A 24,520-nucleotide genomic window follows, 5' to 3' on the forward strand; every position below is an offset into this window, starting at 1 on the left:
CCAACGCTGTACCTTTATAAACAGGGGGTGAAAAAGCATAAAATATCCCTGTAATACTGAGCCTGTCGAAGTGTAGTTCACTCAACAACATGTCTTCGACAAACTCAGACTGACATTTGGTCTTGAAAAAACTTCATAAGCATTCTTTTAGAATTCCTAAAAGCTTACCGTGGCGCCTACCAAAAAGTTAATGCCGGCCTGCGGGTAATATCCGGTTCCGTCCAAAGTGGTTATGGAGCCATCGTCGTTTTCATCGTCGTAGGTATAATAGTAGCCATTGGAAATGTATTTAGCATCAAAAATATTATTTACCAAGCCGCTTAATACAATAGATTTTACAAAACCCTGGGGTTCAATGGTGTATTGCACATTAAAATCGTTCACGAAATAACTGTCCAGTTTCGAGTTATCGGTATCGGTATTGCCGAGGTATTGTTCTGAAACAAATTTTGACAAGAACGAAAGCTGGAGGTTCTTAAAAGGCAGGTATGTAAAGGTATTTCCGGCTACAAAATCGGGTGAGTACGAAATATTTGTAGTTCCCAAATTATTCAGGTTACCATCTGTTTGTGTATAAAAATCTAAATTCTTGTTCGTGCTCAATGCAAAATTAGGCTTCAGCAAAAATTTATCGGCAAAAAAGAACGTTGCATCTACCTCCAACCCCAAACGATAGCTGTCGCCTACATTTTCGCGCAACGGAGCCCCAACATCGTTTAATTCTCCTGTCAAGACCAATTGGTTTTTATACCGCATATAATAAGTGTTGGCGTTAATTTTTACGGTTGGACTGGCGTAGCGCCACCCCAGTTCAAAATCGTTCAAGGTTTCCGGTTCGGGGTCGCCTGCTTCGTAATCGTTTCTATTGGGCTCTCTGTTTGCGCGTGCATACGAAAAGTATAAATTCTGGGCTTCGTTAAGGTGATAAGTAACTCCCGCTTTTGGATTGAAAAAATTAAAATTGTCGTCTACCAACCCCGTTTCGTTCCCATTTGCCTGATATGATACATGGCGGTATTGCATATCTGCAAACAAACTAAGCTTGTCGGTAGCCCGATATGTTAGCTTTCCGTATGTATTAAAATCGGTTTTTGTTGAATTATCATTGTAATAACGGTCGCGAATCTCGCTATTGGAAGCATACCGCGCCCAAATAATTTCGCCAAAGTGGTCGCCTTCATATTTGTTCCAGGCGCCCCCGCCTATAAACTCCAATTTATTATTGTTATATTTTGCCGAAAAAGTAGTCCCGTAAAAATGGTTGCTCAACCAGCGACGGCGAACAAGATCGGTTGTGTCAACCGTTTCGTCTCCAATAGTAATGGGCTCCAGACCATAATCGGCAAAGGGATCATCTTGTCTATATTGTTCAAAAAATCCACGCCCACGTGTATAATGAATGGCTATATTGGTGCTCCATTCATCATTTAAACGTTGGTTCCAATGCAATTGAAAATGATCTTGTTTGTAATCGTCTACTTCATTATCGTAATAATCCACGATATTTCCTTCATCATCATAAATAGCACCGGCACTGTTAAAGGTACGGCCATATTCTTCAATTTGCCAGTCTTCTACCCCGTTCCATGATTGATAGGTAATTTCGTGCCCGCCAAAAACCAATGCCTTTATTAAAGTATTTTCGTCTTTGTAAGCTCCTTGAAGGAAATACGATTCCAAATCGGAAGAAGCCCTGTCTATATAACCATCTGATTTAATCCTGGAAAGGCGTCCCGAGATCTCGAAATTATCGCTTAAAACGCCGCTACTGAATTTTATGTTGGCTTTTCGGGTATTAAAACTCCCAATGGAACCGGAAATTTGAGCATATGGGTCTTGCGAAAGCGCATCTGTCAACAAATTCAAGCTGGCGCCAAAAGCTCCGGAGCCGTTGGTAGAAGTTCCCACACCGCGCTGTAATTGCAAACTTTGCGTAGACGAGGCAAAATCGGGCATATTAACCCAAAAAGTCCCCTGCGATTCGGCATCGTTGTATGGTATCCCGTTAATGGTAACATTTACGCGCGTGGCATCGCTACCCCGCACACGTATTCCTGTGTAACCAACCCCTGCACCGGCATCGGACGTAGTGACAACCGATGGCAGATAATTCATAAGTACCGGGATATCCTGCCCTAAATTTCTAGGCTGAATTTCTTCGGCCGTTAAGTTTGAAAAAGTTACCGGAGCATCTGCCGTTACACGGATAGCCGATACTAAAACTTCGTCCAACATTACGTCTTCTTCTGCAATTTGCACATTTAATTCGGTATTGCTTTGCACCTCAATGGTTTTTAAAACAGGCTTTTGAGCAGAAAAATTAAAAGACAAGGTTTGTTTTCCTGTGGGTACCATCAACTCGTAATAACCATTGGCGTCGGTTTGGGTTCCGTTATTGCTTTGGGTATGAATTACGGTTGCTCCGGGAACCTGCATTCCTTCTTGGTCTGTTAGCGTTCCGTAAACTTTGTATTCTTGTGCCTGTATGGTTGTTGAAAGCACTAAAAAACATAAAAAATTGAATAAAAACTTCATTCGTAATTGTTTTACGAATAAAAGGGGTCATTATTCAGTATTGATAAATTAATTTGATTTTTTGCCGATTAAACTACAAAAGCGGCCTTTCCTGTATTTTTAATAAGCCTGCCGCCTTTGTCCGGCCCTCCCTAAACGGCATTATCCGTTCTAGGTTCCATGGGTATAATCTCAGCCTTTTGGTTTTTAAGTAAAACCTAAAAGCACCCCTTTTGAGATGTTGCAAATGTACAAAACCATAGTTTCTTGGCAGAAATATTTTCAGAAAACTTTTACATGGTTTTAACAAGCTTTATTTACCTTTAGACAATGAAAAAAACGAAGAGCAGAATCCCGTTAAAAGTTTTTTTAAGCTATTTGGCCCTTGCCTCTTTAGTGGTAATTGTGGGCGGAATGGTCTATAAGGAGATAAGTTCTTTCGCACAGGCACAACGGGATGAAACCGTCGAAAAAAATAAAATATTAAGAATTGGGAAACTCCTAACTTTAATGTATGAAAGCGAAAGTTTTGCCCGTTCTGCCATACAATCCAATACCCAAGAACCCTATATAAGTTTTTTAAGAAAGAACGACTCCATAAGCATTCAAATAGATTCGTTAAAGCAACTTATTGACGAAGCATACCAATCAAAACTACTCGACAGTGTTAACCATTTGCTTGCTCAAAAAGTAAAGAACATCAACGAGCTCAGGGAACTCCGTATTAATGATACTTCAGAAAAATCTATTGAGACAACCATTGAAAAACTCACCAATATTGAAGAAAAATTAGGTAGGCTTTCTTTAAAGGACTTTGTGGAAAACCCAGACAGCCTAGACCCTGCCACCAGGGAAATGCTCATGGAACGTGTTGCCATATACAACCGCTACATCCCAAGGGACTCAAGCAACAGTGTTGACGAAAAAACCCTGGACTCCATTGTTACCGCTTCCCGTGAAATGTTGCAGGACATAAAAGAAAAAGCATCTACACAAAAATTGTCTCTAGCCGTAAAAGAAAGGCAGCTTTTGCGGAACGACCTTACTACTTCGCAACAATTAAGGCAAATTTTAACCGCCTTTGAAGACGATTTTATTAATGATGCCCGTCTGCTCAACATGGAACGGGAAAAAGTTTTGCAAAGAAGCATTCGGGTAATTACCGTTGCCGCCATTATTGGTGCAGTTCTGGTTATTGTTTTTTCCATCATTATCTTAAGGGATTCCTGGCGCAGTCAACAATACAAAAAACAAATTGAAGACTCCAACGAACACAATAAATTGCTTTTAAAAAGCCGTGAACAACTTATTTCGATGGTTAGCCATGACTTAAGGACACCCTTGAGCACAATTTTGGGATATACCCAATTATTAAAGGATGCCAAGTTGAACGAAAAGGAATCGCATTACACCGATAGAATTAAAAATGCATCGAGTTATGTAACCCAATTGGTAGACGACCTGCTCGATTTTACCAAATTGGAGGCGGGGAAAATTCATTTGGAACGTGTTTCGTTCAATTTAAACAATCTCATCAATGAAACTGCCGAAAGTGTTCAATCGTTATACAGAAGCAAGGAAATAAAGCTTATAATTGATGCCGATCCAGAGATAAACAAACTGCTATTGGGAGACCCATTTCGGGTAAAACAAATTTTATCCAACCTCATTGGGAATGCCTATAAATTTACTTCGGAAGGAAGCATTACCGTAAAAACCAGGCTAAAAACAAACAGCGAAAACAAACAGTTCATTACATTATCGGTAATAGATACCGGTATTGGGATAAAAAAAGAAAAACAAAAAATAATTTTTGAGGAATTTACACAAGCTGAAAGCGACACCGAAAAAAAATATGGCGGTTCCGGCCTCGGGCTTACCATTTCAAGAAAGCTTGCCGATCTTTTGGACGGCCACCTCTATTTAGAAAGCAAAGAAGGGAAAGGAAGTACTTTTTCGTTTGTTTTTCCTGCGGAATTTAGCCATCAAGAAGCCACGGAAACCACCCAGCAAAAACACGAAGAGCCCATCCTAAAAGACAAACATTACACTGCCATTGTAATAGACGATGATGAAACGCTTTTACAACTAAACAAAGAGGTGCTCGAAGAGCATAACATACAAGTATATCCTTTTAACAACGGAAAAGATGCTTTGGAAAACATTCAAAATATAACCTACAATTTTATTATTACCGATATCCAACTGCCATCTTTTAACGGGTTTTATTTTGCCGAAACACTACGCTCTGATGTAAAATACCATTACAAAGACCAACCCATTATTGCCGTTACCGGAAGAAAAGACCTCGATAAAGAAAGTTATATTGATGCCGGGTTTGCAGAATTTTTATACAAACCCTACGAACCGCATAAATTAATGCAAAAAATAAATAAGGTGTTGAACAATACCGATGAGCCTTCGGGCGAAAATGAACCAGAAGCCGAAAAGAAAACCATAAACGAGGCAGCACTTTATAATTTGGAATCGCTACAGTCTTTTTTAAACGACAAAGAATCGCTGACCCATGTATTGGATGTTTTTAAGGAAAACACAAAAAAAGATATAAGAAGCCTTAAAGAAGCAATTCAACAAAAAGAGTATGATGAAGTAAGAAAATTGGGCCACAAAATGCAGACCATGTTCAAGCAAATTAGCGCGCACACCGTGGTGCCTATTTTAAATTTCCTGGAACATTTTCCCGAAGATCAACAGGACCAAGTAGAAAAAAACTTTAAAGCCTTAAAAAAGAACATTAAAATTACTTTTAAAGCAATAGACAACGACATAAACCATTAAGCGTCTATTTGGTATTCCTTAATTTTATTGTACAGTGTTTTTCGGGTAATATTAAGCAATTTGGCAGCTTTGGATTTATTGTTGCCCACTTCGTTGAGTGCATTAATGATTAAATCCCTTTCGTTTTCTTTCCTGGAAAAAGACTTCACCTTGTTATTTTCATTTTGGGGCAACGTCAATTCAACGGGAAGCACGCTTTTTTCTATAAGGTCGCCTTGAGTAAGCAAAGCCGATCTTTTTATAACATTGGACATTTCCCTTAAGTTTCCCGGCCATTTATATTGTTGAAAAATGCTTATCACTTCGTCTGAAAAACCCAAAACATTTTTATTGAGCTGTGCATTGGCCATATTTAAAAAATGGTCTGCAAAAAGAAGCAGATCTTCTTTTCGTTCGTGCAAACTGGGTACTTTTATAGAGAATTCATTTAACCTGTGGTATAGGTCTTCCCTAAACTGGCCTTTTTCTACTGCTTTTAAAAGGTCCTCATTGGTAGCTGTAATCAACCTGATGTCCACTTCTATTTCGTGGTTGCTTCCAATAGGCTTAATTTTACGCTCTTGCAGTGCCCTTAAAAGTTGAATTTGGTTTTCATATGATAAATTCCCCACTTCATCCAAAAAAATGGTCCCGCCATTGGCGGCTTCAAAATGCCCCACTTTATTGTTTACGGCACCGGTGAACGAGCCCTTTACATGTCCAAAAAATTCGCTTGCCGCTATTTCCTTGGGAATGGCGCCGCAATCTACTGCAATAAAATTAAGTTCTTTACGGTTACTGTTATCGTGAATCCGTTTTGCAACCACTTCTTTCCCAGTTCCACTATCTCCGGTTATAAGTACCGACATGTCGGTGGGGGCCACCAATTTTATGTATTCGTTAAGTTTGCTGGATGCACTGCTTATCCCGGTTACCGTTTTTGTTGGAGAATCATCAGCTGTAGCGATATTTTCGGCCTTGGTCGATGTTGGAACAGTCATGGATGGCGCTGCCCCATTTTTTAATGCGTTTTGGATAACGATCAAAACCTCGTCTTGGTTAAAAGGTTTGGATATGTAATCGAAGGCGCCTTTTTTCATGGCCTTTACCGCAGTAGAAACTTGGGCATATCCTGTCATTAAAATAACCGGGGTTTCCGGATACTTTTCTTTGACTTTGGTTAGAATGGAGATTCCATCATCATCGGGCAACCTTAAATCTGTAAATACAAGATCGTACTCGGTATTGGTAAGTTTTTTACTTGCTTCTTCTGAAGAATAAACTGCTTCAACGTTAAAGTCGTTCTTTTTCAAGAAACGCTCCAACATGGCCGAAAAAGTTACATCGTCTTCTATTAATAAGATTTTTGGCATTATACAGCTAATTTCTGCAAAAATAGGAAGTTATTCTCCACATCATTCTAAAAAAATCATAAAAAAGGGATAGCTTTCACTACCCCCTAAACAAAATATGACGCTGTTTATACCCGCGATTGCGGGAATTAAGTACAGCATAGGCACATAAGCAACTATGCATAGTTAGGCTTTAATGCCATGCTGTACTTGTTGCTTTACTTCTGGATCCATTCTCCGTTTGATGTGGCATATAGGTTGGAAGTTTGATCTCCTACCAATACCTGAATTTTATATTCATCTGCTTCATTTTTAAAAGCTTTGGACACCTCGATGCCAGGAAAATCGTTTTCAAGTGCATCGGTTACGGCGTCTGGCAATTCAGAAACATCTATTGGCGTATAGTCGTCCTGATCCATATAAATTTCTTCTGCTATTCCATCGTGAAAAAATACGGGCGTTGCTGCAAACGATGCAAAACTACCTAATGTTAATGCTGAGGCTAATACTAACTTTTTCATATCTATATTTTTTAAAATTTTTTCTTCTGTTTATTTAAATACCAGTATTGTACCAATTTTAAAATTTATTATTTAACTAACTAAAAATCAAATAATTATGTGGTATTTTGATTTAAAAACCTTATTAAAAGGTGTATAAAGGTGTGTAAAAAGGCACCTTTACTGGGTAATTAATACCCTTTTTACAAGGGAATCCCTTGACATGAATACATAAAAAAAGCGGCTTCCCTACAGGAAAACCGCTTTTCAAACGTAATTAAAATAAACGAAGCTTATATGTCGTTATTATTTCTGGATCCACTCTCCACTTTCGTTGGCATATAGCGTAGAAGTTTCTTCTCCTACGGTTACTTCTAATTTATATTCAGAAGCTTCATTTTTATATGCCTTAGAAATTTCAGCTCCAGGGAAATCTGCAGCTAATGCATCTGTAATTGCTTGAGGAACTTCAGCTACTTCAATCTCTTGATACTCTTCTTGAACCATGTAAATATCTTCTGCTATTCCATCGTGGAAGATTACAGGGGTTGCTGCAAATGATGCAAAACTACCAAGTGTCAATGCGGATACTAAAACTAACTTTTTCATAATAAATGGGTTTTTATGATTAATATATTATTTGTTTCTTAATTCTGTTTGATTAATATATTACCATATTTATACCAAAACAAGCACCCGTATGTCCTTCATGTATAATACGCTGATATATAAGTAATTATGACATTAAAGTATATCAAGCCTTTTTTAAAAAGTGTGTAAAAAAGCGTGTAACAAGAAGTATTGTGTGTAAAAAATATACAGCCCGAACAATAAAACCCCATTATACCATACTGATAATGAGGTTTTTAAAATGAATATTTTTTACTTGTCTTTTACCTGATGGGCTGGCTTTAATAAGTCTACCACTGTTTTGACTGGATTAAACGTTGTAAGCGGTACCTCTACAAAAATGGTGTTCCAAAATGCCATCCCGCCATTCCACAAACCGGGAAGCTCCAAGGCCTTTAACTCTTTCCCGTCCTTTGTTTTAGTGGTTATAAAAGCTTGTTGCTTATTTATATAGTCCAGTAAATTGTACTTTTCCCCTTTGTAATTTTTGGTGCTGCATACTATATCTACGGGGTTAAAGTGGGTTGCGTTGTTTAAAATATCCTTCTGGAATTTATTGTTCCCATCTATTTGGGGAGATTCTACTATTTGAAGCGATATGTTACCATCTTCGTCCTTAATCCAAAATGGACCGCCCCCGGGTTCGCCTTCGTTTTTTACCATTCCGCATATTCTAATCGGGGCGTTTAGTTTTTCCTTTAAAAACTCAATTTGATAGATTTCCTTATACTTGTCCACATCGGGCTTTACATGTACATTAAGGTTGTTTTTTAAAAAGTCCTTGATTTCTTCAATTTTGGCTTCACTGGGTTCTTCATTGTCAAGGAGCTTGGCATATTCAAAAACTTTGGACTGAATTTCGAGCAATTTGCCCGCCAGTATTTTTTTGTATTCGGCCACTTCATGCTTGTATTTGTATACAACCACATTGTCTATATTCTTAACAAAAATAATGTCGGCGTCCTGCTCGTTTAGGTTTTCTATTAAAGCACCGTGACCGCCTGGCCTAAAAAGTATTTCTCCCGATTCCAGCCTAAAAGGTTCGTTTTCCATATCGACCGCAATGGTATCTGTAGATTCTTTTTGAAAAGAAAATGATGTTTTAAAGGAAACGCCTGTTTTTTCTTCCACCCGTTTTTTTATTTTTTCCATTTCATCATCAAAATCGTTGTTGTGTTCTTTAGAAATGGTAAAATGAAGGTTGGCCGTTCCTTTGGATTCGTCGTACAGAGCAGCTTCATACATATGTTCCTCAAAAGCAGTGGCCGGATGCGTTTTGTATTTATGGAAAGGAAGCAGGCCTTTGGGACTGGATCCGTAATCGAATTCATCTTTGTCCAACAGGATTTTTATAAAATAATATTTTTGGAAATGATCGGGAAGGTTTAGAAAATCCGGGTGTTTTTCAACAAATCTTTTAATTACGGCTTCGTAAAACGGAAACTTTTCAACCCCAATAAAAAATGTTCTGATAATATCGGCTTTTTCCCTGTTTACATAAGCGTTAATTGTTTCGTTGGCGGGATTATAATTGTTTAAAAACTGAAAAAGTGCCTTAAACATTCGGGTTGCCGCCCCGGAAGCAGGAACAAATTTTAATAGATCCAGCGTGTCTTTCTGTTTCTCGAATAGCGATATGTATTTTTCCTTTTCTACATCAGAAAATTGATGGATGCCATGATCTATGGTAGCTGCCGCCAATAAATTTACATAAGGGATGCCTCGCTTAAAAGTCTCTATTTGTTCGGTTACCTGACTTTCACTTATTCCCTTTTTTTGCATTTGTTTTTTATCGGCTTCCGTAAGGTCTATCATTTTTTAAAATTTTTTCAACTTGGTTAATGGCCTGTTTTAATCTTGTTTCCAGGTTTCCTTTTAGCACAAAGTAGGGTTTATTGTATGTATCGAGGGCATTTTTGAAGCGCTTGAACATGGCTTCACGTTCATTGGGCTTGTCCCTAAGGACATCTTCTTCCCATGGAACATCAATATACGTTAAAAAATATAATTCGTAATTATTTTCCAAGGCATATTTTTCAATTTTAGGGTCGCAATATCCATTGTAATAGGCTTCAGAATATACTTTTATTTCCAGTAGGTTGGTGTCGCAAAAAAGTACTTTATTGGCATGTAAGGTCAATTGGTTTTCTTCCTTCATCTGCCCTTCAGCAATAATTGGCAAATCCTCTTTTGTACAAAGTTCTTTTTTAGTATTCCATTTTGCCTCCAGATAGGCCCGCATGTATTCAGGCACCCATTTTGTATTAAAATGTGCAGCTAAAGATTTTGCCAAAGTGGTTTTCCCGGTAGATTCGGGACCAAAAAGCACTATTTTAACAATGTTTCCGGGCTTTTGTTTAAATTTTTCTTCCATGCTTTGTATCCGTATATTGCTATAATGGTTAAAATGGCGTAAAGAAAACCAGACATAACTAAGCCCTTAAACAGGTATAAAGGGACAGAAATTACATCGCCAATAATCCAAAAAGTCCAGTTTTCGAGCTTTTTCTTTGCCATGAGCCACATACCGGCAAAGAAAATGGCCGTTGTGAGCACATCTACATATGAAAACCATGATTGCCATTTCTCAAAATATTCATAAACCCCAACAACAAAAATTACAGCGCCAAAAAATAAAAGGAACACGATTTTTTTTTCTTTTGATGTGGTCCTGGTAATAGGAATAAAATGCGTGGCGTCTACTTTACGTGTCCATAAGTACCAGCCGTAAATACTCATTGAAAAATAATATGCATTTATAAGCATGTCTCCCAATAAACCATATTGCAACAACAAATACACATATATGGCCGTGCTGATGATTCCGGTGGGATATACCAGGATATTTTCCCGTTTAGAATACCATACGCTCAAGAGCCCAAAAACAATGGCAATTGCTTCTAAAACAATATACGGCATTGGCACTCCTTGGTATTGGGCAAAAAACCAATCAAAAATGTGGCTCATAATCGCTTCTGTCGGTTTTTACAAGCTTCATGTACAGCAAACCTTTATCGATCATCCCAAAAGCTTCCTTGATTTCCTTTGTCAAAACCTGCATCACTTCATCATAATCGCCATAAACTTGTGTACTCAATGGGTTTTCGAGCACCGTTAAGCCACTTGCGCGCATTTTTTTTATGAAATGGATAATGGATGGCTCATAATCGTCTTGAATGGGCGTTAATGTTAACTCTACTGATATTTTCATTTGTTTAAATTTTTATAGTTGTAATTTACTATTCAACAGTCAATTTCTTTTACAGTTCTATTGCATACGCACAGGTAAAACCATCAAACTCTAAAAAAACTGCTTTATATTTTTTTACGGTTTCATTATAAAAAATCCAACTCACCGTTTTTTTATCCATAAGCTTAAACGGAATTACTTTAGCATGTTGTTTAAAGCTCATTCCTTCGGTAGCAAAAATTTTGTACAGGCTTTCCTTGATGCACCATACAACCGTAAGCGGCCTTACATCGGCATCCGACAAAAAATTGTATTCGTAATCCACAAACTTATGGGCTATTACACTTATTTTTTCCCGTTGCTTTTCAATATCGATCCCTACTTTTAAAGTATCGCTAATTATAATGCCGGAAAAAATAAAAGAATGCGTTATCGATATCTCTTTGCCATCTTTTAAATGCGGCTTTCCATTAGCATCATAATACAGGTCGGAAGTTTTATAACCGGCCGCCTTGAGCAGTTGTCGCACGCTTAAAAAACCTCTTTGGTGAATTTCAGACTTCATATTGCCCAGCCTTAATTTACAATTGGCCGTAAGCTCAATACCGTCCATTAATTCCCCCTTGGGCTCTTCTATCTTCCAAATCAATACTTTAGTGCCCCGGCAAGGCGTTATAGTTTTATAAAGAGGCATGTATAATACAAGTTAATTATGTAACTTTGCACCAGATTTTGTGGTTCAAGATCACTATTAAAAAAAGCAATTTTGTTGCTTAACGAACGTAAAAATAAGAAAGTAATATGAGTACCAAAACAATTCCTTATGTAGCTTACAAAGTAAAAGACATTTCTTTGGCAGAATGGGGAAGAAAAGAAATAGAATTGGCCGAAGCCGAAATGCCCGGTTTAATGTCCTTAAGAGAAGAATATAAGGACGCACAGCCCTTAAAAGGCGCCCGTATAGCAGGATGTTTACACATGACCGTTCAAACTGCCGTGCTTATAGAAACATTGATTGCATTAGGGGCCGAAGTTACATGGAGCTCATGCAATATATACTCTACCCAAGATGAAGCCGCCGCTGCCATTGCTGCTGCCGGTATCCCCGTATATGCGTGGAAAGGCATGAACGAAGAAGAATTTGACTGGTGCATAGAGCAAACGCTTTTCTTTGGAGAAGACAGAAAACCATTGAATATGATTTTGGACGATGGTGGCGACCTTACCAATATGGTGCTGGACAAATATCCAGAACTTTCCAAAGACGTAAAAGGCTTGTCCGAAGAAACAACTACAGGCGTACACCGCTTGTACGAGCGCGTAAAAAATGGCACATTACCTATGCCCGCAATAAACGTAAACGATTCGGTGACCAAATCGAAGTTCGACAACAAATATGGGTGTCGCGAAAGTGCCGTTGATGCAATTAGAAGAGCAACAGACGTTATGTTGGCCGGAAAACGTGTGGTAGTGTGCGGTTATGGAGATGTTGGTAAAGGTACCGCGGCTTCTTTTAAAGGCGCCGGATCTATTGTTACCGTTACCGAGATAGATCCTATTTGTGCACTTCAGGCCGCAATGGACGGATATGAGGTGAAAAAATTGGAAACAGTTATCGAAAAAGCCGATATCGTTATAACCACCACCGGAAACCGGGACATTGTTACTGGCAAGCATTTTGAAAAAATGAAAGACAAGACCATTGTTTGTAATATTGGTCATTTCGACAACGAGATCGACGTTGCATGGCTTAATAAAAACCATGGAAACACCAAAATAAACATCAAACCGCAAGTAGACAAATATACCGTTAACGGAAAAGACATTATCCTATTGGCCCAGGGCCGTTTGGTAAACTTAGGTTGTGCCACAGGGCATCCAAGCTTTGTTATGAGCAACTCGTTTACCAACCAAACGTTGGCCCAGATAGAATTGTGGAACAATTCCAACAAATACCAAAACGAGGTTTATATGCTTCCAAAGCATTTAGACGAAAAAGTGGCAAAACTTCATTTAGAAAAAATAGGCGTAGAGCTTACCGAACTCAATGAAGAACAGGCCAAATACATAGGCGTAGCGGTAGAAGGGCCCTTTAAGCCCGAGTATTATAGGTACTAACTAAACCTTTACAATTAAAAAAAAGCAAAAAAAAGCAGTTATATATCCTTATAGCTGCTTTTTTTTATACATCATTTTCTTAGTTTCTGGGGCAATTACACCGATAAGCGGTGTAGCAGGTTTTACGCTACCAATTATAGCAAACCATATATAAAAGTTTGCTATAAGCTAACCGCTTCAATCCTTATTGCATAATAATCAACATATTTACTTTTTGGTCAGATCATTTTTTATAACTTAACGTGGGTTCCATATAATAACACATATTAATATTAAGCTCGATTTTAGATTAGTTATATTCCACAAACAACTCCTGCAAGGTCTTTTTTTTACCTTGTATGTGCATTCCTGCTGTAAAACCTTGCAGGAATAATCAAGCTCAATAGAGTCTCGAACCCACGTTAAATTAATGCACATGGCTTACGACGATAAAAAAATAAAAGTTCCGCGGTTTAACGAAGAATCCGGGTTTTATACCACAAAAAAACGCTCAAAAATGATGGGCCGCATAAAAGGTATAAACACCAAACCTGAATTGTTGTTCCGGAAAGCCCTCTGGAAAAAAGGCATCCGCTACCGCTTAAACAATAAAAAATTACCGGGAAAGCCAGATATTTCAATTAAAAAATACCGATTGGCAATTTTTATTGACGGCGAGTTCTGGCATGGTTACAACTGGCCAGAAAAAAAGCATGCAATAACGCGAAACAGAGCCTTTTGGATTCCCAAAATAGAAAGAAACATGCAACGCGACCGGGAAGTAAACGCCCAATTGGCAGAAATGGATTATACCGTTTTTAGGTTCTGGACACACGAAATTAAAAAAGAACTGGACAAATGCATAAACGATGTGCTGGTTTATATCAATACCGGCAGGATAGATTGGTAGCGACTTTAACGCTGCAAAAAACAAAAAGGGTCAACCAAAACGGTAACCCTTTTTAAATTTTTTTTATTATAAAATCTTAATGATTCAATTCTTCTTCATTTTCTTGTAAAGGAAGCGTTTGCGGAACAAAATCCTGCCCCGGAATTACGTATTCACCATCTTCATTGGTTTTACTGTAATCGTAAGCCCATCTATGTACCTCTGGAATTTCACCAGGCCAGTTTCCGTGGATATGTTCCACAGGAGTTGTCCATTCAATAGTATTCGAGTTCCATGGGTTTTGAGGAGCTTTCTTACCGTAAAAAATACTGTGAATAAAGTTCCATGCAAAAATTAACTGTGCCAACCCGGCAATAAGTGCAAAAACAGTCATTACCACCTGAATGTTTGTTAAATCGTCAAACATCGGGAAGTTTGTATTTGTATAATAACGTCTTGGCACCCCTGCCATTCCCACAAAGTGCATCGGGAAAAATACGCCGTATGCACAAATAGCGGTAATCCAGAAATGGATATATCCAAGATTTTTATTAAGCATTCTTCCAAACATTTTCGGGAACCAGTGATATATACCGGCAAACATTCCGTAAAGTGCAGAAATACCCATTACCAAATGGAAGTGGGCCACTACAAAATAGGTATCGTGCACGTTAATATCAAGGGCACTGTCTCCTAAAATAATTCCTGTTAGCCCTCCTGTAATGAAAGTAGAAACCAAGCCTATTGAAAACAACATTGCAGGATTTAACTGCAAATTACCTTTCCAGAGCGTTGTTATATAGTTAAAAGCTTTTACAGCCGAAGGAATTGCAATCAATAGCGTTGTAAAGGTAAAAACCGAGCCCAAGAAAGGGTTCATTCCCGATATAAACATATGGTGCCCCCAAACAATGGTAGATAAAAATGCAATTGCCAATATAGAAGCAACCATTGCCCTGTAACCAAAAATTGGTTTTCTAGAGTTGGTAGCTATAATTTCAGAAGTAATTCCCAATGCCGGTAATAATACAATATAAACCTCAGGGTGGCCCAAGAACCAGAAAAGGTGCTCGAACAATACGGGAGATCCTCCTTGATAGTGTAAAACTTCACCTTGAATAAATATATCCGACAAGAAGAAAGACGTACCAAAACTTCTGTCCATTATTAACAATAAAGCAGCCGATAATAATACAGGGAAAGAAACAATACCGATTATGGCAGTTACAAAAAATGCCCAAATAGTAAGCGGAAGCCTAGTCATGGACATTCCTTTTGTTCTTAAATTGATTACCGTAACCACATAATTAAGCGACCCCAATAAAGAAGACGCGATAAATATGGCCATGGAAACCAACCATAAAGTCATTCCCATTCCAGATCCGCCCATTGCCTGTGGCAATGCACTTAATGGTGGATATATGGTCCATCCCGCAGCGGCCGGTCCAGCTTCAACAAATAAAGACAGTACCATGATAACACTGGATAAGAAGAACATCCAATAAGAAATCATGTTCATAAACCCAGAAGCCATATCCCTTGCACCAATTTGCAATGGTATAAGAAGGTTACTAAACGTACCGCTCAATCCTTGTGTAAGTACAAAGAATACCATTATGGTACCGTGTATGGTAACTAAAGCCAAGTATATATTAGGGTCCATAACTCCTTCTGGAGCCCATTTGCCCAATAATACCTCAAATATCTTAAAAGATTCTCCAGGCCATGCAATTTGCATTCTGAACAGTAAAGACATTGCAATACCCAATACACCCATAATCAAACCAGTAATTAAATACTGTTTTGAAATCATTTTATGATCTTGGCTGAAGATATATTTTGTAATAAATGTCTCCTTATGATGATGTCCATGATCATGTGCGTGATCTTCTGAGTGCCCCTGTGCTGCTGTTGCTGACATAATCTTATTTACTTTTATATTTTAATTCTATCGTTATTAAATTGTAATCTATTCTGCTGCTGCAATAGTTTTCTTGAACGTATCTTGTTCCTTCATCCATGCATCGAACTCTTCTTGTGTCTCTACTACTATTTTCATTTGCATATTGTAGTGAGAGGGTCCACAAATTTTGTTACATAACAGAACATAGTCAAATTCCCAAGGATCGGCATTATCATCTCCATTTGCCCTTCTTTTAGCCCTTATTTTATTAATATGCTGAACTTTTTCAGCAATTCCGGGATCCATTCTCATTTCTTCGGTTGTAATGGTTGGCGTGAACGAAAATTGTGTAATCATCCCTGGAACACAGTTCATTTGCGCCCTAAAATGCGGCATATAAGCGGAATGGAGCACATCTTGCGAACGCATTTTAAAGATAATCTTTCTTCCAACCGGCAAATGTAACTCTGTCTGGGAAACTACATCGTCCTGACCATAAGGGTCGGTTTCATCTATACCCAACACATTGTTTTTATTAATGTCTATCAACCTTACATTGGCTTTCCCCAAAACGTTATCTGCTCCGGCATATCTGGCCTTCCAGTTAAACTGTTGGGCATATAGTTCTATAATAATCGGGTCTCCTTCTTCTTCATCGATATCCATCAAGCTTGTCCAGGTAAACAATCCATAAAGGATTAAACCTGCCAAAACAATTACAGGAATAATTGTCCAGATAAACTCCAATTTATCATTATCTGCATAAAACAATGCTTTTTTGCCTTTTTGTCCTCTATACTTGTATGCAAAGAAGTACAACAATGCTTGGGTAACTATTTGCACAAAGAATATAAGTGCCATAGAGATATGCATCAAGCTGTCATATTCCGGTCCATGTTTGGAAGCTGGGGTACCTAATAACACATCACCCCATTCCCAGAACGAATAAATTGTAAGAAGGTAAATGAATATTAAGAATCCGAACATCAAATATCCATTAATCTTGTTGTCTTTATCATTAGCGATTTGAGAATTTTCGGTGCCAACTTGTGACAATTCAAAAATCTTAGTCATCTGCCAAATGGCAATGGCAACAAGTAGAAGAACAATTATTGTTAATAAAGCAGTCATCGTATATATCCTGTTTACTTTTTAAAATTTAAATTAATAATGAAAGTGTTTACTTTCTTCAACAAATGGGTTGCGTTTTGCTAAGAACGATGGTGTTTTGGCCAACGCACTGAACACAACAAAAATGAACAATCCTAAGAAGAAGAGTATACTTCCAATTTCCGGCACTCCAAAGCTCCAATGCTCACCTACGGTAGATGGCATTACAATTTGGAAAATGTCCATATAGTGACCTATAAGGATGCTTATTCCAGCAATCATTACAAACCAGTTTACACGTTTAAAGTCGCTGTTCATCAATACCAAGAACGGACATACAAAGTTGAACACCAGCATTCCAAAGAATATCCCATTGTAATGCTCTATCCTGGTAAGGAAATAGCCAGCTTCTTCGGGTATGTTTGCATACCATATCAACATGAACTGTCCAAACCATAGGTAGGTCCAGAAAATGCTTAAACCAAACATAAATTTGGCCAAATCGTGTATATGGCTATCGTTTACAAATTCCAACAATCCTTTAGATTTAAGGAACATTGTAACCATTGCTATAACCGTTACGGCAGAAACAAACATACTTGCAAAAACATACCATGCAAATAATGTGCTGTACCAATGTGGTTCTAATCCCATGAACCAGTCCCACGCCATGATGGATTCTGTTACAAAAAAGAATAACAAGAAGAAAACAGACATTTTAAAGTTCTTTTTATAATAGGTATTATCTTTTGCATCGTCTTGAGCATACGAATTTTTAATGGCAAAATGCCTATATATAATCCATCCTGCCAAGAATATGAGTGATCTTATCAAAAAGAACGGTATGTTTAAATATCCTGATTTTAATTGTAATATTTCATCGTGTGCCATTACGTTTGGATCCATCCAAATATACAAATGGTTTAAATGAAAGGCGGACGTCAATACAAAGAATACATAAAGTATTACCGCTCCCGGGAACAGGTAGGAGCTAATGGCTTCCATAACCCTAAAAAGTACCGGAGACCAGCCTACTTGTGCCACGTGTTGTATTGCATAAAAAACAAGTGTTCCCAGAGCTAGCATAAAAAAGAAAAATGCTGCAATAAAGAACGCTGCCCATGGGCGGTTCTGCAATTTACTCAATGTATGCTCGTCATGCGATTGATGGCTTGCAGCTTCATCGCCATGTGTGTCTGCATGGGCACCAGCTTCTGCATGATGCTCTTCTACAGCCGCTTCTTCATGGGTACTTTCTCCATGCCCCCCACCATGGTGAGCATCTTGAGCAACCATAGCTTTAGCCTCTTCTATTGTAGAAGGAGAATTTATAAAACCGAATCCTATCCCAAGAAAACCAACTACCATTAGTATGATAGATGCTAACTTTAATTTATTTGAAAACGTGTACATATCTTAATATCTTCTTTTTGATAGTTGATCTTAATTATTTATTCTCTAGGTCTTGCTTAAGTTTCATTACATACTCTGTAACTTCCCAACGCTCTTGTTCGTTTAGTTGATTTGCATAAGAACCCATTGCATTCAATCCATAACGAATTACGTGGTAAACACTTCCTTCTGTAATGGCCCTACCGGCATCATCATAACTGGGAACCCCTAATATTTTTTCACGGTCAACTAAAACTCCTTTTCCATTTCCTTTGGTACCATGGCAAACTGCACAGTAGATATTGAAAAGTTCTTCGCCCTTTTTTAAATATTCATCGGTTACAGTAGAGTCTGCATTCCTGTATGCCTCAAACGGAAGAGGGTTTTTCAAGTTTGCCTTTGCAAGGTCATGCCCTTCCAGTGTATTTGGATATTCGTATGGCATGTGCCCTCTTGCAATGGTCCCTTCTACGGGTAATTGCCCTTCTTTTCCATTTCTAAATGCACCTGTTTCCTGGTATGTTTCATAACTTACCGGTTCGTACATATTAGGCATGTATTGATAATTTGGTGTTGATTTGTTATGGCAAGATGCAACTAAGGTAGCAACGCCTAACACAATCCCTATTTTTACAAAAACTCTCATTTCGAATTATTAATGCTTTTCTGAAACTTTAACTTCTACCGCTCCCGTATCTACCAAGAGCCTTGTTAATTCGTCTTCATTATCGTGTAAAGACACTTCCATTAAAAAATGGTCGTCTGTTGTTCTTACATCAGGATTTTCAGCTTTTTTAAACGGCCACAATTTACTTCTCATATAAAAAGTAATTACCATTAAGTGAGCTGCAAAGAAAACGGTTAACTCAAACATAATCGGTATAAAAGCCGGCATGTTCTCAATAAAACTAAAGCTGGGCTTTCCCCCGATGTTTTGAGGCCAGTCTTCTATCATGATAAAGTCCATCATCAATACGGCTACAGTTATACCTACACATCCGTACATAAAAGATGTAATGGCAATTCTTGTAGGTGCTAAGCCCATAGCTTTGTCCAGCCCGTGTACCGGGAATGGCGTATAAACTTCTTCAATATGATGATGCGCTTCCTTAACCCGTTTTACGGCCATCATTAAAACGTCGTCATCATTATATATCGCTTGTATAACTTTTGAAGCCATAGATTAATTTATTAAGTTTTTAGCTTGACCTGCCCAATCGTCTCTTTGTGCCCTTCCAGGAAATGCTCCTGTAATTTCATCTAAAAGATTGTATTCTTTCTCGGACATTTTACTTACTTGTTCGTATTTATAGATCCCTATCTGGTTCAATGTTTTTTCCATAACCGGACCGATCCCGTTTATCTTTTTAAGGTCGTCTGCTTCATCTTCATCGTCATGAACCCCCAAGGAAGCTAATAATTGAGCCTGTTTTTCGGCATCTATTTTTATACTTTCTGAAGATGTTTTCTTGCTTACTTCAGCAATGTCAGATGTTCTGTGGTCGGCTGCGGTTCCGGCAAGGCTATTGCCTTCTTCGCGAAGTCTCTTGTACCTTTCCCCAGATGATTTCAATATTGTTTTAACCTCTGCCTGTGCTATTACAGGGAATGTTCTTGCATACAATAAAAACAATACAAAGAAAAACCCTATTGTCCCCAAAAATATCCCAACATCTACAAAAGTTGGAGAGAACATAGACCATGACGACGGCAAGTGACCTTTACTCAAGTTGATTACGATAATATCGAAACGCTCGAACCACATCCCTATGTTAATAACAATGGATACAATAAACGACCACATAAAGTTTCTTCTCAGTTTCTTTATCCAAAGTGTTTGCGGAACCACAAAGTTACATATAATCAAGGCCCAAAATGCCCACCAGTAAGGGCCCGTAGCGGCACCAATTGAAAGGTATGTGTAGTCTTCGTAATTACTTCCGGAGTACCATGCAATAAAAAACTCGGTTATATAAGCTACACTTACAATCCCGCCGGTAAGCAAAATTACCTTATTCATGTACTCGATATGGGCTCTTGTTATGTAGTTTTCAAGGTTCGATACTTTACGCATAATAATGAGCAGCGTTAATACCATTGCAAAGCCCGAGAAAATTGCCCCGGCAACGAAATAAGGAGGATATATGGTACTGTGCCATCCCGGGATTACCGATGTAGCAAAGTCAAAAGATACAATGGTGTGCACCGAAAGTACCAATGGTGTTGCCAAACCTGCCAATACCAAGGATACTTCTTCAAAACGTTGCCAATCTTTTGCCCTACCGCTCCATCCGAAGCTTAACAAGCTATATATTTTTTTCTGAAAAGGCTTAACTGCCCTGTCGCGCAGCATTGCAAAATCCGGGAGCAATCCTGTCCACCAGAATACAAGTGAAACCGATAGATATGTAGATATTGCAAATACGTCCCAAAGCAATGGTGAGTTAAAGTTTACCCACAACGACCCGAACTGGTTTGGTATTGGAAGTACCCAATAGGCCAACCAAGGACGTCCCATGTGAATAATTGGGAACAAACCTGCCTGAACAACCGAGAAGATCGTCATTGCCTCTGCAGAACGGTTTACGGCCATTCTCCATTTTTGACGGAACAACAACAATACTGCCGAGATAAGTGTTCCTGCATGCCCGATACCTACCCACCATACAAAGTTGGTAATGTCCCAGGCCCATCCAATGGTTTTATTTAATCCCCATACACCAATACCAGTTGAAATGGTATAAATAATACAGCCCAACCCCCAAAGGAAGGCTACTAAAGCTATTGAAAAGACAATCCACCATTGTTTGTTTGCCCTTCCCTCAACCGGGGCGGCAACATCTACAGTAACATCATGGTAAGATTTTTCTCCCGTTACTAAAGGTTCACGTATAGGTGCTTCGTAATGCGACGCCATAATACTTTATATAATTATTCTTATTAGTTTTTTGTTTTACGCTTCTTCTGTATTTCTAATTTTTGTGTGATAGAATACATTTGGTCTGGTTCCTTTAAAACCAAGTAAGTGATACATACGGTTACTTTCTTTTAGCGCAACCACTTCACTTTCTTTATCGTTTACATCGCCAAACACCATAGCTCCAGAGCTACATGCTGCCGAACATGCTGTTTTAAATTCGCCGTCCTTAATTGACCTACCATCTCTCTTGGCATCAAGGATTGTTTTTTGCGTCATTTGTATACACATAGAACATTTTTCCATTACACCACGAGATCTTACCGTTACGTCTGGGTTTAATACCATTCTTCCTAAGTCATCGTTCATATGGAAATCAAACTCGTCATTCTCACTATACAAGAACCAGTTGAAACGACGTACTTTATAAGGGCAGTTGTTTGCGCAATATCTTGTACCCACACAACGGTTATAAATCATTTGATTTTGACCTTGTTTACCATGTGATGTTGCCGCAACAGGACAAACTGTTTCACAAGGCGCATGGTTACAGTGCTGACACATTACCGGCTGAAATGCCACCTGAGGATTTTCAGATGGATGCTCTAACTGATGATATGTACCAATTGAGTTAGGAGCAGCTTCTACTACTTCCGTATCGCCTTCGAAGGTTTCTTCTGATGAATAATACCTATCTATACGCAACCAGTGCATATCCCTATATTTTCTCACCTCGCTCTTACCAACTACCGGAACGTTGTTCTCGGCATGACAGGCAATTACACATGCTCCACAACCTGTACAAGCATTCAAGTCTATCGATAAATTGAAATGATGCCCTATGCTGGAATCGAAAGATGCCCAAAGATCTGATTCTTCAACGGGAACCTCCTGATGATTTACAGACACTTCCGGTTGCGGATTCCATTCGTGCGAATTTTTAGTATTAAATATCTCCAGTGAAGTTTCACGAAGAATATCATTTCTTCCGTCCATGGTACTCTTCATCTGCACTGAGGCAAACTCGTGCGTACCAGAAACTTTTTCAATTTTAACCTCTTGGGAGTTATTAAAGTCTAAATAAAGCGGGTATGCATTTACCCCGGTCTTCATTTCCTCTTTTACGCCAAGTTTTTTACCATATCCAAATGAAAGTCCAACCGTCCCTTTAGCTTGACCCGGCTGGATTAAAACTGGTACTTGGTCTATGGAAACACCGCCAACGGTTACTTTTACATAATCTCCATTAAGCCCTCCATTGGAAACGGTATAGTTTTCCAAATCCAGCGTTTCGGCATCTGCTAAAGAGATTGTCAAGTAATTATCCCAAGTTGTACGCGTAATTGGGTCGGGAAGTTCCTGCAACCATGGGTTATTGGCTTGTTTACCGTCTCCCATTCCTGTTTTAGGATATAATACAAGCTCCATTCCGCTTGATGCAGTTCCTGCCAATTTTCTGGCAGAAGCGGCAACGGAAGCCACAGCGGCCTCGGCCACCATGGAAGCTTCATTTTTATCTATATTTTCATCGGTTGAGGCTTCATCAGTATTATCTTCTTCTACAACTTCAACAACATTTCCGTTTCCTATAAAAACTCCATCGTGCAATGCTTGGTTCCATGAAGCTCCACCAAGAACAGTAGTTTCCCAAGCCTGCCTCATGTAATCATGGAAAGCAACATCGTTACCAGTCCATTTTAGCAGTGAATCCTGAAATTGTCTTGTATTAAATATAGGACGTATTGTTGGTTGCATTAAACTGAAATGATTCTTTTTCATCTCCACATCCCCCCATGATTCTAAATAATGGGGTGCCGCGGCAACATATGTCGTTTTTGTTGAAGTTTCATCTTCTTTAAGCGAGAAGGCTACGGATAATGGAACCTGAGCCAAGCCAGCTTCGAACTCTGCCGCATTTGGCAATGTGTAAAGCGGGTTAACACCGCTCATTATCAAAGCGCCAACCTTGCCAGCATTCATATCCTTAACAAGTGCAGCCACTTGTTTTGAATTTCCTTGCCTGGTTAATCGAGGTTGATCTACATCCATAACCACACTGGAAATGGATTTATTGATTGCCAAAACAATTTTTTGGGCGTCAACATCGCTAATTCCGGTGACAACAACTGCTTTTCTACCAGCCCTTGCTACTTGGGCAGCAGCATTTTTAACTGCTTCATCTATTTTTGCCGGCAATTCACCACCAACAGAAGTACCATTTAACGCTGCATAGAATTTAGCCAAGGCTATTTTTTGCTGAGAAGGCGTTAAAGGAACTCTTTTATCGGCGTTTGCACCGGTTAAACTCATATTTGATTCAAACTGAATATGACGCGACATTTTTCCGTGAGCTGGAATACGACCTTTGGAATACCCTGAATCGTATCCGCCACCTTGCCAATCGCCCAAGAAATCTGCGCCAAAGGAAACAATTACTTCTGCTTTGGAAAAATCGTAATCCGGTAAAGCACGCATCCCATAAGTTGCTTCAAAAGCATTTAGGGCCGCATCTTCAGAAATGGCATCATACTGAATATGTTTAACACTACCATACTTTGCAGCGAACTCAGCTATCAACTTATTGGTAGCAGGGCTGGCAAAAGTCTGTGTCAACAATACAATTTGCTTTCCACCTGCTTTGGCAGCATTAAGCCCATTTACCACATTTGTATCAAGCTCGTCCCATGATGTATATTGGCCTTTTGATTTGGGCCCTTGTACCCTTAAACTATCATACAATCCTAATACCGACGCATGCACCCTTGCATTTGCACCACCATTTATTTTAGCGTCTGTATTGCTCTCTACTTTAATTGGTCTTCCTTCACGAGTTTTTATCAATATGCTAGCAAAATCGTACCCGTCGGCAATGGTTGTAGCATAATAATTTGCCACGCCCGGAACTATATTTTCCGGCTGCACCACATAAGGAATTGCTTTCTTTACGGGCCCCTCGCAAGCCGCCAATGAAGCAGCAGCTGTAGTAAACCCTACATATTTAAGAAAATCCCGTCTGCTCGTAGACGAAGAATCTAATGATTCTTTATCTCCTAAAAACTCATCTGTAGGGATTTCCTCAACAAACTCATTCTGTTTAAGCGTCTCAGCGATAGAGCTATTTGGATTTAGCTCCTCAACACTTGACCAGTATTTTTTGTTTGATGCCATGTTATATATAACTATTTTAAATCGGCCTGCCTTAACAGGCTTCACTTAGATTCTTTATGTTAAACTCTCTCGAGAAATTA

Annotated in this window: 19 protein-coding genes; 3 read left to right on the forward strand and 16 right to left on the reverse strand. The window is 38.8% G+C overall.

The window, feature by feature from the left end; genetic code table 11:
* Window positions 1–156: 156 nt before the first annotated feature.
* Window positions 157–2,535 carry a TonB-dependent receptor gene (locus UXI14_RS15325; RefSeq protein WP_335966876.1) on the reverse strand — a complete coding sequence of 793 codons (2,379 nt, stop codon included), beginning with the start codon at window positions 2,533–2,535 and terminating at the stop codon, window positions 157–159.
* Between the two features lie 309 nt (window positions 2,536–2,844).
* On the opposite strand from UXI14_RS15325, the gene UXI14_RS15330 reads away from it, so the two are divergent.
* Window positions 2,845–5,313, forward strand: a complete 2,469-nt coding sequence (locus UXI14_RS15330) for a hybrid sensor histidine kinase/response regulator (RefSeq protein WP_335966877.1) — start codon at window positions 2,845–2,847, stop codon at window positions 5,311–5,313.
* Here the strand turns inward: UXI14_RS15330 and UXI14_RS15335 are convergent.
* The 8 genes from UXI14_RS15335 to UXI14_RS15370 all read right to left on the reverse strand — a co-directional run bounded on the left by UXI14_RS15335 (window position 5,310) and on the right by UXI14_RS15370 (window position 11,658).
* Window positions 5,310–6,665 carry a sigma-54 dependent transcriptional regulator gene (locus UXI14_RS15335; protein ID WP_335966878.1) on the reverse strand — a complete coding sequence of 452 codons (1,356 nt, stop codon included), beginning with the start codon at window positions 6,663–6,665 and terminating at the stop codon, window positions 5,310–5,312. The two genes, UXI14_RS15330 and UXI14_RS15335, sit on opposite strands and share 4 nt — an antisense overlap.
* Before the next feature lie 197 nt (window positions 6,666–6,862).
* The gene (locus UXI14_RS15340) at window positions 6,863–7,165 is read right to left on the reverse strand and encodes a hypothetical protein (RefSeq protein ID WP_335966879.1); all 303 of its coding nucleotides are present in this window, start codon (window positions 7,163–7,165) and stop codon (window positions 6,863–6,865) included.
* A 285-nt stretch (window positions 7,166–7,450) separates the two neighbouring features.
* Window positions 7,451–7,753 carry a hypothetical protein gene (locus UXI14_RS15345; protein WP_277900273.1) on the reverse strand — a complete coding sequence of 101 codons (303 nt, stop codon included), beginning with the start codon at window positions 7,751–7,753 and terminating at the stop codon, window positions 7,451–7,453.
* A gap of 273 nt (window positions 7,754–8,026) precedes the next feature.
* Complete coding sequence (locus UXI14_RS15350) at window positions 8,027–9,589, reverse strand: DUF4301 family protein (protein ID WP_335966880.1); 1,563 nt, start codon at window positions 9,587–9,589, stop codon at window positions 8,027–8,029.
* Window positions 9,564–10,148: an ATP-binding protein gene (locus UXI14_RS15355; RefSeq protein ID WP_335966881.1), complete on the reverse strand. Its 585-nt coding sequence runs from the start codon at window positions 10,146–10,148 to the stop codon at window positions 9,564–9,566. Before UXI14_RS15355 ends, UXI14_RS15350 begins: the two co-directional genes overlap by 26 nt.
* The gene (pnuC, locus tag UXI14_RS15360) at window positions 10,103–10,741 is read right to left on the reverse strand and encodes a nicotinamide riboside transporter PnuC (RefSeq protein WP_277900276.1); all 639 of its coding nucleotides are present in this window, start codon (window positions 10,739–10,741) and stop codon (window positions 10,103–10,105) included. Before pnuC ends, UXI14_RS15355 begins: the two co-directional genes overlap by 46 nt.
* The gene (locus UXI14_RS15365) at window positions 10,725–10,985 is read right to left on the reverse strand and encodes a thiamine-binding protein (protein ID WP_277900277.1); all 261 of its coding nucleotides are present in this window, start codon (window positions 10,983–10,985) and stop codon (window positions 10,725–10,727) included. Before UXI14_RS15365 ends, pnuC begins: the two co-directional genes overlap by 17 nt.
* Before the next feature lie 49 nt (window positions 10,986–11,034).
* A complete protein-coding gene (locus tag UXI14_RS15370) occupies window positions 11,035–11,658 on the reverse strand; it encodes a 4'-phosphopantetheinyl transferase superfamily protein (RefSeq protein ID WP_335966882.1) in 624 nt (207 codons plus the stop codon).
* 107 nt (window positions 11,659–11,765) lie between these two features.
* On the opposite strand from UXI14_RS15370, the gene ahcY reads away from it, so the two are divergent.
* Window positions 11,766–13,082 carry an adenosylhomocysteinase gene (gene ahcY, locus UXI14_RS15375; protein ID WP_335966883.1) on the forward strand — a complete coding sequence of 439 codons (1,317 nt, stop codon included), beginning with the start codon at window positions 11,766–11,768 and terminating at the stop codon, window positions 13,080–13,082.
* Window positions 13,083–13,497: 415 nt separating this feature from the next.
* Window positions 13,498–13,971, forward strand: a complete 474-nt coding sequence (locus tag UXI14_RS15380) for a very short patch repair endonuclease (protein WP_335966884.1) — start codon at window positions 13,498–13,500, stop codon at window positions 13,969–13,971.
* A 76-nt stretch (window positions 13,972–14,047) separates the two neighbouring features.
* Here UXI14_RS15380 and UXI14_RS15385 read toward each other — a convergent pair whose 3' ends face one another.
* The 7 genes from UXI14_RS15385 to UXI14_RS15415 are packed head-to-tail and all read right to left on the reverse strand — an operon-like array spanning window position 14,048 to window position 24,440.
* A complete protein-coding gene (locus UXI14_RS15385) occupies window positions 14,048–15,871 on the reverse strand; it encodes a cbb3-type cytochrome c oxidase subunit I (RefSeq protein ID WP_335966885.1) in 1,824 nt (607 codons plus the stop codon).
* A gap of 48 nt (window positions 15,872–15,919) precedes the next feature.
* A complete protein-coding gene (locus tag UXI14_RS15390; protein WP_277900283.1) occupies window positions 15,920–16,984 on the reverse strand; it encodes a cytochrome c oxidase subunit II in 1,065 nt (354 codons plus the stop codon).
* A 33-nt stretch (window positions 16,985–17,017) separates the two neighbouring features.
* A complete protein-coding gene (locus UXI14_RS15395; protein ID WP_335966887.1) occupies window positions 17,018–18,376 on the reverse strand; it encodes a quinol:cytochrome C oxidoreductase in 1,359 nt (452 codons plus the stop codon).
* A 34-nt stretch (window positions 18,377–18,410) separates the two neighbouring features.
* The gene (locus tag UXI14_RS15400) at window positions 18,411–19,001 is read right to left on the reverse strand and encodes a cytochrome c (protein WP_277900285.1); all 591 of its coding nucleotides are present in this window, start codon (window positions 18,999–19,001) and stop codon (window positions 18,411–18,413) included.
* A 9-nt stretch (window positions 19,002–19,010) separates the two neighbouring features.
* Window positions 19,011–19,535, reverse strand: coding sequence for a DUF3341 domain-containing protein (locus UXI14_RS15405; RefSeq protein WP_277900286.1), 525 nt, complete (start codon window positions 19,533–19,535; stop codon window positions 19,011–19,013).
* Between the two features lie 3 nt (window positions 19,536–19,538).
* Window positions 19,539–21,272 carry an NrfD/PsrC family molybdoenzyme membrane anchor subunit gene (gene nrfD, locus UXI14_RS15410; RefSeq protein WP_277900287.1) on the reverse strand — a complete coding sequence of 578 codons (1,734 nt, stop codon included), beginning with the start codon at window positions 21,270–21,272 and terminating at the stop codon, window positions 19,539–19,541.
* Between the two features lie 36 nt (window positions 21,273–21,308).
* Entirely contained in the window at window positions 21,309–24,440 is a 3,132-nt protein-coding gene (locus UXI14_RS15415; RefSeq protein ID WP_335966888.1) for a TAT-variant-translocated molybdopterin oxidoreductase, read from the reverse strand.
* Window positions 24,441–24,520 lie beyond the last annotated feature (80 nt).

The organism is Galbibacter sp. PAP.153, assembly GCF_037029175.1.
Taxonomy (GTDB): domain Bacteria; phylum Bacteroidota; class Bacteroidia; order Flavobacteriales; family Flavobacteriaceae; genus Galbibacter; species Galbibacter pacificus.